This is a genomic window from Burkholderia cepacia, from assembly GCF_001718835.1.
Classification (GTDB): Bacteria; Pseudomonadota; Gammaproteobacteria; order Burkholderiales; family Burkholderiaceae; genus Burkholderia; species Burkholderia cepacia_F.
Map to the genome: position 1 here is coordinate 1,043,017 of NZ_CP013443.1, position 12,980 is coordinate 1,055,996.

General features: G+C 67.7%; 15 protein-coding genes and 1 tRNA gene. 6 read left to right on the forward strand and 10 right to left on the reverse strand.

Features of this window, described 5'->3' with window-relative positions; all coding sequences use genetic code 11:
* Positions 1 to 18: 18 nt before the first annotated feature.
* Together WT26_RS08195 and WT26_RS38360 are read right to left on the reverse strand one after the other, a co-directional pair.
* On the reverse strand, positions 19 to 1,179 hold the full coding sequence (locus WT26_RS08195) for an alkane 1-monooxygenase (RefSeq protein WP_069272573.1): 1,161 nt from the start codon (positions 1,177 to 1,179) through the stop codon (positions 19 to 21).
* 237 nt (positions 1,180 to 1,416) lie between these two features.
* Positions 1,417 to 1,647 carry a hypothetical protein gene (locus WT26_RS38360; protein WP_059946974.1) on the reverse strand — a complete coding sequence of 77 codons (231 nt, stop codon included), beginning with the start codon at positions 1,645 to 1,647 and terminating at the stop codon, positions 1,417 to 1,419.
* Positions 1,648 to 1,749: 102 nt separating this feature from the next.
* On the opposite strand from WT26_RS38360, the gene WT26_RS08205 reads away from it, so the two are divergent.
* The 5 genes from WT26_RS08205 to WT26_RS08225 all read left to right on the forward strand — a co-directional run bounded on the left by WT26_RS08205 (position 1,750) and on the right by WT26_RS08225 (position 5,047).
* Positions 1,750 to 2,346, forward strand: a complete 597-nt coding sequence (locus WT26_RS08205; protein WP_335622460.1) for a GNAT family N-acetyltransferase — start codon at positions 1,750 to 1,752, stop codon at positions 2,344 to 2,346.
* 241 nt (positions 2,347 to 2,587) lie between these two features.
* Positions 2,588 to 3,343 (forward strand): septum site-determining protein MinC, encoded by a 756-nt coding sequence (gene minC, locus WT26_RS08210; RefSeq protein WP_069272574.1) that lies wholly within the window; start codon positions 2,588 to 2,590, stop codon positions 3,341 to 3,343.
* 59 nt (positions 3,344 to 3,402) lie between these two features.
* Complete coding sequence (gene minD, locus WT26_RS08215) at positions 3,403 to 4,218, forward strand: septum site-determining protein MinD (RefSeq protein WP_042978309.1); 816 nt, start codon at positions 3,403 to 3,405, stop codon at positions 4,216 to 4,218.
* 12 nt (positions 4,219 to 4,230) lie between these two features.
* Entirely contained in the window at positions 4,231 to 4,485 is a 255-nt protein-coding gene (gene minE, locus WT26_RS08220; RefSeq protein ID WP_006486661.1) for a cell division topological specificity factor MinE, read from the forward strand.
* 160 nt (positions 4,486 to 4,645) lie between these two features.
* Positions 4,646 to 5,047, forward strand: coding sequence for a YXWGXW repeat-containing protein (locus tag WT26_RS08225; protein ID WP_069272575.1), 402 nt, complete (start codon positions 4,646 to 4,648; stop codon positions 5,045 to 5,047).
* A 116-nt stretch (positions 5,048 to 5,163) separates the two neighbouring features.
* Here the strand turns inward: WT26_RS08225 and WT26_RS08230 are convergent, their stop codons facing one another.
* Positions 5,164 to 6,693, reverse strand: a complete 1,530-nt coding sequence (locus WT26_RS08230) for a chloride channel protein (RefSeq protein WP_069272576.1) — start codon at positions 6,691 to 6,693, stop codon at positions 5,164 to 5,166.
* Positions 6,694 to 6,870: 177 nt separating this feature from the next.
* Between WT26_RS08230 and waaC the strand changes: the two genes are divergently transcribed.
* Positions 6,871 to 7,872: a lipopolysaccharide heptosyltransferase I gene (gene waaC / locus WT26_RS08235; RefSeq protein ID WP_069272577.1), complete on the forward strand. Its 1,002-nt coding sequence runs from the start codon at positions 6,871 to 6,873 to the stop codon at positions 7,870 to 7,872.
* Positions 7,873 to 7,894: 22 nt separating this feature from the next.
* On the opposite strand, the gene WT26_RS08240 is transcribed toward waaC, so the two are convergent.
* The 7 genes from WT26_RS08240 to rdgB form a co-directional block, all read right to left on the reverse strand.
* Complete coding sequence (locus WT26_RS08240) at positions 7,895 to 8,074, reverse strand: hypothetical protein (protein ID WP_069272578.1); 180 nt, start codon at positions 8,072 to 8,074, stop codon at positions 7,895 to 7,897.
* 99 nt (positions 8,075 to 8,173) lie between these two features.
* Positions 8,174 to 9,484, reverse strand: coding sequence for an MFS transporter (locus tag WT26_RS08245; protein WP_059667432.1), 1,311 nt, complete (start codon positions 9,482 to 9,484; stop codon positions 8,174 to 8,176).
* Between the two features lie 278 nt (positions 9,485 to 9,762).
* On the reverse strand, positions 9,763 to 10,251 hold the full coding sequence (locus tag WT26_RS08250; RefSeq protein ID WP_069272579.1) for a TonB family protein: 489 nt from the start codon (positions 10,249 to 10,251) through the stop codon (positions 9,763 to 9,765).
* Positions 10,252 to 10,418: 167 nt separating this feature from the next.
* Positions 10,419 to 10,715 carry a hypothetical protein gene (locus tag WT26_RS08255; RefSeq protein ID WP_069272580.1) on the reverse strand — a complete coding sequence of 99 codons (297 nt, stop codon included), beginning with the start codon at positions 10,713 to 10,715 and terminating at the stop codon, positions 10,419 to 10,421.
* A gap of 209 nt (positions 10,716 to 10,924) precedes the next feature.
* Positions 10,925 to 11,012: transfer RNA gene (locus WT26_RS08260), tRNA-Ser, on the reverse strand.
* A gap of 91 nt (positions 11,013 to 11,103) precedes the next feature.
* A complete protein-coding gene (hemW, locus tag WT26_RS08265) occupies positions 11,104 to 12,318 on the reverse strand; it encodes a radical SAM family heme chaperone HemW (protein WP_059529544.1) in 1,215 nt (404 codons plus the stop codon).
* A 34-nt stretch (positions 12,319 to 12,352) separates the two neighbouring features.
* Positions 12,353 to 12,979 (reverse strand): RdgB/HAM1 family non-canonical purine NTP pyrophosphatase, encoded by a 627-nt coding sequence (rdgB, locus tag WT26_RS08270; protein ID WP_027788105.1) that lies wholly within the window; start codon positions 12,977 to 12,979, stop codon positions 12,353 to 12,355.
* Between the last annotated feature and the right edge of the window lies 1 nt (position 12,980).

Below are 12,980 nucleotides of genomic sequence, written 5' to 3' on the forward strand. Positions count from 1 at the left end.
ACGCGTCGACGGAGGGGCTCAGGCCGCCGCGCCGTACTGCGAGAGAACTTTCTCCCGGATCGACGGCTTGATGTTCGACTGAGCCATGTTGCCGCCGTAGTGCGCGACCACACGCGGATTCATCACGCGATACCAGAGCGGCGGCACGTACGCGAACAGGATCATCGTCGCGTAGCCGGCCGGCAGTTGCGGCGAATCGTCGAAATGGCGCAGCGCCTGGTACGAGCGCGTCGGATTCGCATGATGGTCGGCGTGCCGCTGCAACTGGTAGAGGAACAGGTTGGTGACGACGTGATTGCTGTTCCACGAATGCTGCGGCGTGCAGCGTTCGTAACGGCCGTTCGGCAGCTTGCGGCGGCCGAGCCCGTAGTGCTCGACGTAGTTCACGACTTCGAGCAGCGACGCGCCGTAGACGGCCTGGATCACGAGGAACGGGATCACGACCTTGCCGGCCATCGCGATCGCGATGCCCCACACGACGACGGTCATCGCCCACGCGTGCAGCACCTCGTTGCGCCAGGTCCACGGCGAATGCCCGAGCCGTTCGAGGCGGGCCTTCTCGAGCCGCCACGCGGAGCGGATGCTGCCGGTCACGGTGCGCGGCAGGAACGCCCAGAACGATTCGCCGTAGCGCGCGCTCGCCGGATCCTCGGCCGTCGCGACACGGACATGGTGGCCGCGATTGTGCTCGACGTAGAAATGGCCGTATGCGACCGGCGCGAGCGTGATCTTCGCGAGCCAGCGCTCGAAGCGGTCGGTCTTGTGCCCGAGTTCATGCGCGGTATTGATCGAGATGCCCGTCGCGGCGCCGAGCGACAGCGCGAAGCCGACGTAGTCGTACCAGGCGAGCGCGTGCGTGCCGACGATCCATACGCACGCGAAGAACGCGACGTATTCGACGAGGGTCGCGAGATAGACGATCAGCCGGTAGTAGCGCTCCCGTTCGAGGTGCGGCACGACGGCCTCGGGCGGATTGTCGCGATCGTCGCCGATCAGCGTGTCGAGGATCGGGATCACGCCGAACGCGAACAGCGGGCCGAACCACCAGAACACATGCAGGCCCGTCGACAGCGCGAGCTGGGCGGCGAGGATCGGCAGCGTGATCGTCAGCGCGCCGAGCAGCCACAGGTAACGCTTGCCATCCGACCAGCCCGAAGCCGATCCGTCGGTCATTGCCATTGTCTCCCTCCTTGCTTGAATCCGCTCGTTGGTCCGCGCCGCATGGGCGTGCGCGGCGCCGGGTCGTGGCCCGGTTCTGCCTGTTATACGACCCATGCGCGCACTTTTCCAAACCCCCGCGCTAGGCAGGACGCTCCAAACGGCGGGGTTCCGCCGGCGCATCCGGGGAAGGGCGGTCGCGCGCCGATTGAAACGGGCCGGCACTTCGCGCGCGGCGCCGGCGAGGCCGTGCGATCGTCAGACGAAACCGCGGCGGCGGCTGTGCGCACGCAGCGCGTGCGGGCCGCGCAACAAATGTTGCGATGCAATAGGAATCGCCGGCGCGAGGCGGTTTTCGTTTGATTTCCGGTCGTCGCCGCGGCGCGCGGGCAGCGCGGCAGCGACGGCTTGCATGCCGGTCCGCGCGCGTTTGGTCCTGTCCGCCAAGGTGGCGCGCCGGGTGCGGGCGAGCGGCGAGCCGGCGGTCAACGTGCGCGGCCGGGCGTGCAGCGGCGATGCTGCACCTGCACAGCAACGTGCGGGCGGCGGCGCCGGAGGGCGTCCGCAACGCCTGTTGCCTTTCGATTCGCGCTGCCATTTGAAAATTACGATTTGACTCATGCCCCGCTTTCGGTTGAAGCTAGTAGCTTGCTGTCCGAAGGGGGCTGTGCCTGCATGAGTTCGACCTTGACCGTTCGTCGTATCGTTGCCGACCAGGGCGGCGTGTATCGCGAACTCCGCGCCGCATCGCTGCGCGAGCCCTACGCGCCCGGCGAAGCGCCGGAGGCCGAATTGCTGACCGTCGAAGCGGACGCAGCGTCGGCGATTGCCGCGCAGCGCGCCGTGTCCGACGAGTCGACGACTTTCCTGCTGTATACCGAAGGCCATCCGGCCGGCATGATCGGTGCGTATTTCGACAATACGCCCGATCGGCGTGCGTTCGTCAGCGAGCTGTGGGTTGCGCACGCGGTGCGTCATCTGCGCGGCGGGCTGCTGCTCGTCGACACCGCGAGCGCGTGGCTCGCCGAGCGCGGCGCCCAGGACGTCTACGCGTGGATTGCCGATGCGAACCGCAACGCGATCCGCTTCTACGAGCGCGCGGGTTTCGGCAACACCGGCGAACACGCGCCGATCGCGCGGATGCCCGGCGCGATGAAATCGCTGTACGTGTCGCAGGTGAAGCACTGACCGACGGGCCGCGCCCGCGAGGCGGGCCCGGCCTCGGACCGGCGCGCACGATTGCGGTTCTCCGGCGATTCGCGCGCATCGGCGCGCCTTCCCTCCCATCCGGGCCGCGGCGGCCCGACACCCGATTCCCGACACCAGCGGCGTGATGCCTGTTGCACGACGCCTGTTGCACGACGCCCAAAAATAATGGCCGCGCGCGTGGACGCCTGTAAAATACGCAAAAAATTTTTGCAGAGTGTCCATGTCGCTTAAAAAATCGCCATTCTTCGAGCTGCGCAGCGGATCGGTCGATACGTTGCTGTTCACCGTGAAGACGACCGATCTCGATGCGTTGCGTACCGAACTGGTCAAGCGCTTCGAAGCGACTCCCGAGTTTTTCGCCGACGATGTCGTCGCGATCGACGTCCGCCGCCTGGCGGACGGCGAACGCGTCGCGCTGGCGGACATCCGCCAGATGCTGAACGACGTGCGGATGCGCCCGGTGGGTGTCGTCGCGCTGGCCACGCAGGGCTGGGCGGGGGAAGCCGGCCTGCCGTTGCTCGAGGCGCGCGACCGTCGCGTGCCGTCGGCGAAGGGCGCGGGCGACACGGACGCTGCGCCTGCCGTCGAGGCGGCGGCCGTTCCGGCCGCTGCACCCGAGCCGGTGCAGCCGCAGGCCGGCGGCCAGACGCTCGTGATCGACCGGCCGTTGCGTTCGGGGCAGCAGATTTACGCGAAAGGAGACCTCGTGGTGCTCGCGCCGGTCAGTCACGGCGCGGAAATCATCGCGGAAGGCAACATCCACATCTACGCGCCGTTGCGCGGCCGCGCACTCGCGGGCGTGCACGGCAATCACGACGCGCGCATTTTCTGCACGTGTCTCGAGCCGGAACTGATTTCGATCGCGGGTATCTATCGAACAACCGAGAACCCGTTGCCCGCCGACGTACTGGGGAAAGCGGTGCAGATCCGGCTCGAAGAGGAAAAACTGATGATCGAACCGCTGCGCCTGACGTAATACACGCGGTGCGCTCCGGATCGATCGGCTCTCATTGACGAACACAGGGTATTGGGTAAATGGCAAAAATCATCGTGGTGACCTCGGGCAAGGGCGGCGTGGGCAAGACGACGACGAGCGCGAGCTTTGCGTCCGGTCTCGCGCTGCGCGGCCACAAGACGGCCGTGATCGACTTCGACGTCGGCCTGCGCAACCTCGATCTCATCATGGGCTGCGAGCGCCGCGTGGTGTACGACCTCGTGAACGTGATCCAGGGCGAAGCGAACCTGAACCAGGCGCTGATCAAGGACAAGAAGTGCGAGAACCTGTTCATCCTGCCGGCGTCGCAGACGCGCGACAAGGATGCGCTCACGCGCGAAGGCGTCGAGAAGGTGCTGAACGACCTCGCCGCGATGGACTTCGAATACATCGTCTGCGATTCGCCGGCCGGCATCGAGGCGGGCGCGCTGCACGCGATGTACTTCGCGGATGAAGCGCTGATCGTCACGAACCCGGAAGTGTCGTCGGTGCGCGACTCCGACCGCATTCTCGGCATCCTGTCGTCGAAGACGAAGCGTGCGACCGAAGGCAAGGATCCGATCAAGGAACACCTGCTGATCACGCGCTACAGCCCGAAGCGCGTCAGCGAGGGCGAGATGCTGTCGCTCGAGGACATCAGCGAGATCCTGCGCATCAAGCTGATCGGCGTGGTGCCCGAGTCGGAAGCCGTGCTGCACGCGTCGAACCAGGGCCTGCCGGCCGTGCATATCGACGGCACCGACGTGGCGGAAGCGTACAAGGACGTCGTCGCGCGCTTCCTCGGCGAAGACAAGCCGCTGCGCTTCACCGATTACCAGAAGCCGGGCCTGCTGCAGCGCCTCTTCGGCAGCAAGTAACGGAGGCCGCCAATGTCCATCCTTTCGTTTCTCCTCGGCGAGAAGAAGAAGTCCGCATCGGTCGCGAAGGAGCGCCTGCAGCTCATCATCGCGCACGAGCGCGTCGGCGGCCGCCCGCCGGCCGATTACCTGCCGGCGCTGCAGAAGGAGCTGGTCGCGGTCATCTCGAAGTACGTCCATATTTCGAACGACGACATCCGCGTGAGCCTCGAGCGCCAGGACGATCTCGAGGTCCTCGAAGTGAAGATCGAGATCCCGCAGGCCTGACCCGCGTTGTTCCCGTTCCGCGCGGCGGCCCCTGCCGCCGTGCGCGTCTTACGCCCTGTTGCACTTTCGGGCACGCCGTAACACGGCGTCTGTCGGCCGTTATCGGTCCTCCCGCATTGAACGAATACGCTCGCGTAACTTGTTCAACCAGGAGGTTGTGATGGCTGTCTCATCGATTCGTCGTGTCGTTCTCGCATTCGCAGCCGTGGCTGCGGGCGCGTCCGCTCTTGCCGCACCGCTCGCTGCGCGCGCGGATGAAATTCTCGTCGCCACGCCGGTCGTCACCCGGCCGGGCGAAGTCGTCATCGCCGAGCCGGTCGCCGTGCGCACCGAGGAAGTCGTCGTCGTCGCGCCGAATGCGCCGCCGCCGGTGCGCTACGAAGTCGTGCCGGCCGCGCGCGTGGGCTACGTGTGGGATCGCGGGCACTGGCACTGGGAGCATGGCCGCTACGTGTGGATCGGCGGCCACTGGGAGGCCGAGCGCGTCGGCATGCAATGGGTGCCGGGCCATTGGGACCAGCGCGGTCCGAACTGGTTCTGGACCCGTGGCCACTGGGCATGATGGAGGCGGGCGATGAAAAGAACCGCAATCGCCATCGCGCTCGTCGCGATCACGCTGGCCGGGTGCATCGTCGTGCCGGCGCGGCCCGTGTACTACCGGCCGGCACCCGTCGTGATCTACTGAGCGTCGCGCGGGCCGGGCTGCGTCGCGGCGGGGTTCGCCGCGGCGGCAGCCGGACCGGTGCCGGTCGCTTCGCCGCCGGCAAGCCCGTCGCCGGCAAGCCCGTCGCCATTCTCGTCGCGCAGCGTGTCGAGCGGATCGGCGGGGGCGGCCGCCGCATCCTGCGGCGCGACGACGCCGGACGTTGCCGGGGCCGGGGCCGGCGCCGTCGTGGCGGTGGCAGCCGCAGCCGGCGGCGCGAGATAGCGCAGCGCGAGCGTTTCATAGAGCGGCGGCGCGAAGAAGCGCGATACGCGGCTCGACACCAACGCGGTGGCCATCAGCGAAATCACGAGCGCGTGACCGTTGATCATCTCCATCACGATCACGAACGACGTGATCGGCGACTGCGTGACGGCCGCCAGATAACCGACCATCGCGAGTGCGATCAGCATCGGCAGGCTCATGTTGCTGAACACGACGTGCAGCAGGTTGCCGAACCCGGCGCCGATCGACAGCGACGGCGCGAAGATCCCGCCGGGGATGCCCGGCAGGTACGACGCGACCATCGACACCATTTTCAGGAACGGGTAGAACACCGACAGATGCTGGCTGCCGTCGAGCAGGCCGCGTGCTTCGGCATAGCCGCTGCCGAAGGTCGTGCCACCCGATACGAGGCCGACGACCGCGATCGCGAAGCCGCACAGCGCGGCGAACGCGATCGGCCGCTCGCGATACAGGCCCAGCAGTCGCGCGGGCAGCCAGCGCCCCGTGTTGAGCAGCAGCCAGCAGAACAGCCCGCCCGCGATCCCCGTCACGATCGCGGTGACCAGCACGGCGAGCGCCAGCAGTTTCGGGAAATGGGGGCCGGCATCGATCGTACCGAAATACGTGTAATTGCCGTTCAGGCCGAGCGCGACGACGCCGGCGAGGATGATCGCGGTGATCAGCACGCCGCTGGCGCGCGCGGAGAAGCTGCGTGTCAGCTCCTCGATCGCGAACACGATCCCGGCAAGCGGCGTATTGAACGCGGCCGACAGCCCGGCTGCCGCGCCGGCAAGCACCAGTTGACGTTCGATCTGCGCGTTCGAGCGCGGGTAGAAGCGTCGCAGGTTGAACATCAGCGCCGCGCCGACCTGCACGGTCGGCCCTTCACGGCCGATCGTGAAGCCGCCCAGGATGCCGAGGAACGACACCAGCACCTTGCCGAACAGAATGCGCAGCGTCAGCAGCCGGGAGCCGAACGCGCTCGGGCGCGCATGCAGCGTCGCGATCACCTGCGGGATGCCGCTGCCCTCGGCGCCGCGGAAGAAGCGGCGGGTCAGCCAGACCGAGCCGGCTGCGATCGCAGGGGTCAGCAGCAGCGGCAGCCAGGGCGCATGCTCGCGCATCGTGCGGAAGCTTTCGTAGCCCCAGTCGATCAGTCGCGCGTAGAGCACGGCCGCGAGGCCGACGACGATCGCGCCGAGCCAGAAAACGCCGTACTGGCGCCACAGGCGCCGGGTGCGGCGGGTGAGGGCGGGAAACAATGGCTGGGAACGTTGCATCGGCGCGGCCGCTGGCAAAGGACCGATTATAAAAAAGGAACCCGCGCCGTGACGTGTTTAACAAGCCGTTACAATGAAGATACATTTTGTTACAGATGTAAGTTGATTGTAGCCCTCATGTCGTCCCGGCTTCACTAGTATCCCTAAATTCCCCGCTCTCGCAATTCGAACATAAACGTGAAACGCATCCTCATCGTGAAAGTGACGTCGCTCGGCGACGTCGTCCAGACACTGCCCGTCGTCGCGGACCTGCATCGCGCCTTTCCCGGCGTGACGGTCGACTGGGCGGTGGACGAATCGTGTGCGGAGGTCGTGCGCTGGCATCCGGGCGTGAGCAACGTGTTGTGCGCGCCATTGCGGCGGTTCAAGAAGCTGCGCGGCGGCGCCGACCTGAAGGCGATCTCGGCGTCGATCGGCGCGCTGCGGGCGCACCGCTACGATGCGGTGATCGACCTGCACGGCGTCTACAAGAGCGCGATCATTTCGGTGCTGGCGCGCGCCGCGCGCCGCGTCGGCTACCAGACGCAGGATCTCGGCGAAACCGGCGCACGCTTCGCGTATTCGCATCGCTTCGGCCCCCGGCCGGACTGCGACGCATGGCACGGGATGCGCGTGAGCGCGGGCGAGGCGTTCGGCTACGCGCCGCAGGGCGCCGCCGATTACGGGGTCGTCGCGCCCGACGACGCGTGCCTGCCGACCGCTGTGACCGACGGCGCACCGTTCATGCTGATGTTCCATGCGACGTCCAACCCCGACAAGAAATGGCCGGCCGATCACTGGGCCGCGCTCGCCACGCAGATGATGGCGCGCGGCGTGCGCGTGCTGTTGCCGTGGGGATCGGCTGCCGAGCACGACGACGCGCAGGACATCGCCGCGCGCGCGCCGGGGGCGGTCGTGCTGCCCGCGATGACGGTGCGCGAACTCGGCGCGGCGCTTGGCCGGGCTGCGCTCGTGGTGGGGGTCGATACGGGGTTCGTACACATGGCGCACGCGTTGCAGCGGCCGACCGTGATGATTTTCGTCGCGACGTCGCCCGAGCACTGCGGGATCGGCGGCGCGCCGAATGCCCTGTCCATCGGCAAGGTGGGCGCCGCGCCGTCGGTCGACGACGCGCTGCAGGCAGTCCATTCGGTCGGTCCGGCTTTCGGCGTGCCGATGCACGCGCAGGCGGCGGCCTGAGCGGCCGGGCGCCGGCGCGCGCTCAGGCGAGCAGCGCCTCGACCGTGACGACGGCGGCGATCGCCGCCACGTTCGCCAGCAGCGCCTCGAACACGAGGCCGCGCCACGTCTTCGGCCGGAAGCGCAGCGCGAGCAGCAAGGCACCGCCCAGCGCGAGCGACAGGATCAGGACGAGATCGGCATTGCCGAGGCGGATGTTCATGGGGGGCGGCTCCGTGGCGATGGCGGCGCGGCAGGCGGCGCGCCCGCAATCGAGTATAGGCAGCGCCGGCCACCGCACAACCCGGGTCGCCCCGGAGCCTCAGACGAGCGACGCGTCGCGCGTTTCGCGCATCAGCAGCACGCCGATCAGGCTGATGGCCGCCGCAACCGACACATACCCGCCTACCCACGACAGCCCGCCGTGCGCCGCCAGCAGTTGCGCGATATACGGCGCGATCGACGCGCCGAGGATCCCGCCGAGGTTGTACGCGACCCCCGCGCCCGTATAGCGGACGTTGGTCGGGAACAGTTCCGGCAGCAGCGCGCCCATCGGCGCGAACGTCACGCCCATCAGGAACAGCTCGATCGTCAGGAACAGCGCGACGAGCGGCATCGAGCCGCTGCCGAGCAGCGGTTCCATCGCGAAACCGGACAGCAGCGCGGCGATCGCACCCGCGACGAGTACCGGTTTGCGGCCGAAGCGATCGGATGCCCACGCGGACAGCGGCGTCGCGAGTCCCATGAACACGACCGCGAAACACAGCAGGCCGAGGAAGCTCTGGCGCGGAATATGCAGCGCCGACACGCCGTACGACAGCGAAAACACCGTCGAGATATAGAACAGCGTGTAGCAGACGACCATCGCGAGCGCGCCGAGCAGCGTCGGCTGCCAGTGTTGCGTGACGAGGGTCGCGACCGGCACGCGCACGCGCTCGTTGCGATCGAGCGCGGCCTGGAACGCGGGCGTTTCGGTGATCTTGAGTCGCACGTACAGGCCGAGCGCGACGAGCACCGCGCTGACCAGGAACGGGATGCGCCAGCCCCAGCTGCGGAACTGCTCGTCGGACAGCGACAACGCGAGCGCGAAGAACAGGCCGTTCGACATCAGGAAGCCGACCGAAGGCCCGAGCTGCGGGAACATGCCGAACCAGCCGCGCTTGCCCTGCGGTGCATGCTCGGTCGCGAGCAGCGCGGCGCCGCCCCATTCGCCGCCGAGGCCGATCCCCTGGCCGAAGCGCAGCACGCACAGCAGCACCGGCGCGAGCGTGCCGATAGCGTCGTAGCCGGGCACGAAGCCGATCGCGGTGGTGGAAACACCCATCACGAGCAGCGACGCGACGAGCGTCGATTTGCGCCCGATGCGGTCGCCAAAGTGCCCGAACAGGAACGAGCCGATCGGGCGCGCGATGAATGCGATGCCGAACGTGACGAATGCGGACAGCGCCTGTGCGGTCGCGGAGCCGTGCGGGAAGAAGACGGGGCCGATGACGAGCGCGGCGGCCGTTGCGTACACATAGAAATCGTAGAACTCGATCGCGGTGCCGATGAAGCTCGCGAACACGATGCGCCGGTGGCTGACGGCGCCGGCCGAACCGGTTGCGTGTGCAACGGTCGGGGGGGATGCGGACATGGATGTCTCCGTTTTTTGGTCTTGATGAACGCCCGGTGATGCGCGCGGCCACGCAGGCGGATGCCTGCCCGGACCGTCGAGCGGGAGAAGGTGGCGGCTGGATGCGCGCCGTGGCGCGGACGTCACCCGCCGGTCGACGATGGAGACGGGTACGTCGCCGCCGTGATCGGCTCGCCTGCCGGGTGAGGCGCGAGCCCGCGTGCGGCGTGATGGCCGCGCGATTGCGGAAAATTATAGCCAGCGCTGCCGCGCACCGGCAATCGCGGTGCCGCGGCCGTTCAGTCGATCGATTGCGCCTGCGCCGACGCGGTGCTTTTCAACTGGAAGTGGCCGTCGTCGTTGAAGAGCCAGCCTTCCATCATCTCGAGCCGGCCGTTGCCGTCGAGCAGTCGCGACGGTGGCGGCGGCAGCGGTGCCGAGCGGCGCAGCGACGCGAGCGCGAGCGCTTCCGCTTCGCTGTCGCCGTTGCTGCGGTACACCGATGCGTGCACGAGCTGGCCGCTGCGATCGATCGTGAACGCGAGCACGACGAGCGAACGGAGCATGGCCTGCGGCGTGCCGTGCAGCATGCCGGATGGATTGCGTTCGGCGACGTGTTCGGCAACTTCGGTGCGGTACTGGGCGAGTGTGGCGCTGCGTATGACCGACGGGATCGTCAGGACCGCGCGCGGGGGCGGCGGCGTGATCGTGCACGCCGCGAGCAAGGCGACGACGGCCGCGGCGGCAACACGCAACCGGACGACGCCTGACAGGGGGATGGCGAACATGGCGTGGCGCCGGGGAACACGATAGACAAATGATAGTCGCGCGATCCATCGCGCGACATCGGGACAAACGTATATCGCGCGGCGCGCGTGGTTGCGACGGCTGATGACGCGCGCCGCATCTGCGCCGTGCCTGTCGGCTGATCGTCAGGCGACGCGTGCCGGCCCGCTCAATACCCGTGCGTGACGAGCGACAGGACCGACAGGTCGGGGTGGGTGCCGTCGATGATGCTCTTGCCGATATGCACGGCTTCGTGGACGGCTTCATCGAGGCTTGCGAAGCTTTCCTCGCCGTCCGCATGGAACGGCACGGCGTGGCCGGGCAGCGCGGGATTCGCGCCGGGATGGCAGACGTAGCCGGTGTAGGTGAAGCGCGTGTCGTTGCCCGGCATCGAGGTTGGCACGACGTGGATCTCGAAGCCTTCGTAGTAATCGACGTGGCGGATCGGAGTCGACTGTTCGGACATGGCGGTCTCCGTGTGCGGCGCGGGCGGGTAAGCCCGTGCGGCAGCGAATGCGCGGCGGCGTTCGTGTCGCCGTTCTGATCCGAATTCTAGGCGATGGCTACGCAACGGGGCAGGCAGGGAATACCGCCACGCGTCGTGCCGCATGCCGTGCGGCGGCGCAAACAAAAACCCCGTCATTCAGGGAATGGACGGGGTTTGGCGAACCTTGCTGGCGGAAGCGGTGAGATTCGAACTCACGGACAGTTTCCCGTCGCCGGTTTTCAAGACCGGTGCCTTAAACCGCTCGGCCACGCTTCCACACGAGGCGGCATTGTAACCGAAATGCCGCCCCTGTCGACCGGAGTTGGCACTTCAGTGCTTACTCCGGTCCCATGCTTTGCGGTCATGCTCAATCGTCGCGCAGGAACAATTCCTGCAGGTCGTTGAGGAAACGCTGGCCGAGCGGTGTCGGCGCGATCTGCGCGAAATCGCGTGCGATCAGCCCGCGCCGTTCCGCTTCCTGCAGTGCCGGCTCGATCGTGCTCATCGGCAGGCCGGTGCGTTCGGCGAAGCTGTGCACGGGGAAGCCCTCGACGAGCCGCAGCGTATTCAGCATGAACTCGAACGGCAGGTCGCGCGCGCCGACTTCACGCTCTTCCTGCACGGCCGTGCCAGCCATCGCCTGCTCGATGAAGGTCGCCGGATGTTTGTAGCGCGCCTGCCGCAGGATCCGGTTCGGGAACGACAGCTTCGTGTGCGCGCCCGCACCGATCCCGAGATAGTCGCCGAAGCGCCAGTAGTTCAGGTTGTGCTTGCACTGATGATTCGGCTTTGCGTACGCGGACACTTCGTAGCGCCCGTAACCGGCCTCGGCCGTGCGCGCATGAATCCATTCCTGCATGTCGGCCGACGCGTCGTCGTCGGGGACGACCGGCGGGAACTTCGCGAACAGCGTATTCGGCTCGAGCGTCAGGTGATACAGCGACAGATGCGGCGGCGCGTACGACAGCGCGGTTTCGATGTCGGTACGGCATTCGTCGAGCGTCTGGTTCGGCAGCGCGAACATCAGGTCGAGGTTGAAGTTGTCGAAGTTCTTCGCGGCGATCTCGACAGCCGCGCGCGCCTGCCCGGTGTCGTGAATCCGGCCGAGCGCCTTCAGGTGCGTTTCGTTGAAGCTCTGGATGCCGACCGACAGGCGGTTCACGCCGCTTGCACGGAACTGCGCGAACTTCGCGGCCTCGAACGTGCCCGGATTCGCCTCGAGCGTGATCTCGGCATCGGCGTCGAGCGGCAGCAGCGCACGCACGTCGGACAGCAGCCGGTCGAGGCCGGCGGCCGACAGCAGGCTCGGCGTGCCGCCGCCGATGAACACCGTATGCACCTGCCGGCCCCACACGAGCGGCAGCGCCTGCTCGAGATCGGCGCGCAGCGCGTCGAGATACTCGGTTTCCGGAAACCGTTCGCCTTTCCACTCGTGCGAGTTGAAATCGCAGTACGGGCACTTGCGCACGCACCACGGGAAATGCACGTACAGCGCGAGCGGCGGCAGCGACGTGAGCCGCACCTGGCCGGGCGACGTGAAGGTCGCGACGACGCGTGCGCCGGTTTCCGCGGCCTGGCTCATGCAACCTCCCGCAGCGAAGGGGTATCGGGCACGCTCATGCCTCCTCCGCGAGCCGCGCCAGCAGCGCCTTCAGCGCCAGCGCGCGGTGGCTGTGCGTGTTCTTCACGGCCGGTTCGAGTTCGGCGGCCGTCGCGCCGAGCGACGGCAGATAGAAATACGGGTCGTAGCCGAATCCGTGCTCGCCGCGCGGTGTGTCGACGATCTCGCCCGCCCAGCGCCCTTCGGCGAACAGCGGCTCGGGGTCGTCCGCATGGCGCACGAGCGCGAGCACGCAGCAATAGTATGCGCGCCGGTCGTCGACGCCGCGCAGTTGCTCGACCAGATACGCGTTGTTCGCCGCATCGCCCTTGTCGCGGCCCGCGCGCTGCGCATAGCGCGCCGAATAGACGCCCGGCGCGCCGCGCAGCACGCGCACGCACAGGCCCGAATCGTCGGCGATCGCCGGCAGCCCGGTGAGCCGCGACGCGTGACGCGCCTTCGTCAGCGCGTTCTCGATGAAGGTGCCGAACGGCTCTTCCGCCTCGGGCACCGCGAGGTCGCCCTGCGGGACGATCTCGATGCCGACCGTCGAGAACAACGCGGTGAATTCGCGCAGCTTGCCGGCGTTGTTCGACGCGAGGACGATGCGCGACAGCGGCGCGATGGTGTGGTCGTCCGGCATG

Coding starts and splice junctions, on each gene's coding strand:
- WT26_RS08225 (WP_069272575.1), top strand. CDS start 4,646: ATGGCTGTCTCATCGATTCGTCGTGTCGTTCTCGCATTCGCAGCCGTG.
- WT26_RS08250 (WP_069272579.1), bottom strand. CDS start 10,251: ATGTTCGCCATCCCCCTGTCAGGCGTCGTCCGGTTGCGTGTTGCCGCC.
- minD (WP_042978309.1), top strand. CDS start 3,403: ATGGCAAAAATCATCGTGGTGACCTCGGGCAAGGGCGGCGTGGGCAAG.
- minE (WP_006486661.1), top strand. CDS start 4,231: ATGTCCATCCTTTCGTTTCTCCTCGGCGAGAAGAAGAAGTCCGCATCG.
- WT26_RS08240 (WP_069272578.1), bottom strand. CDS start 8,074: ATGAACATCCGCCTCGGCAATGCCGATCTCGTCCTGATCCTGTCGCTC.
- rdgB (WP_027788105.1), bottom strand. CDS start 12,979: ATGCCGGACGACCACACCATCGCGCCGCTGTCGCGCATCGTCCTCGCG.
- WT26_RS08255 (WP_069272580.1), bottom strand. CDS start 10,715: ATGTCCGAACAGTCGACTCCGATCCGCCACGTCGATTACTACGAAGGC.
- WT26_RS08245 (WP_059667432.1), bottom strand. CDS start 9,484: ATGTCCGCATCCCCCCCGACCGTTGCACACGCAACCGGTTCGGCCGGC.
- hemW (WP_059529544.1), bottom strand. CDS start 12,318: ATGAGCCAGGCCGCGGAAACCGGCGCACGCGTCGTCGCGACCTTCACG.
- WT26_RS08195 (WP_069272573.1), bottom strand. CDS start 1,179: ATGGCAATGACCGACGGATCGGCTTCGGGCTGGTCGGATGGCAAGCGT.
- minC (WP_069272574.1), top strand. CDS start 2,588: ATGTCGCTTAAAAAATCGCCATTCTTCGAGCTGCGCAGCGGATCGGTC.
- WT26_RS08230 (WP_069272576.1), bottom strand. CDS start 6,693: ATGCAACGTTCCCAGCCATTGTTTCCCGCCCTCACCCGCCGCACCCGG.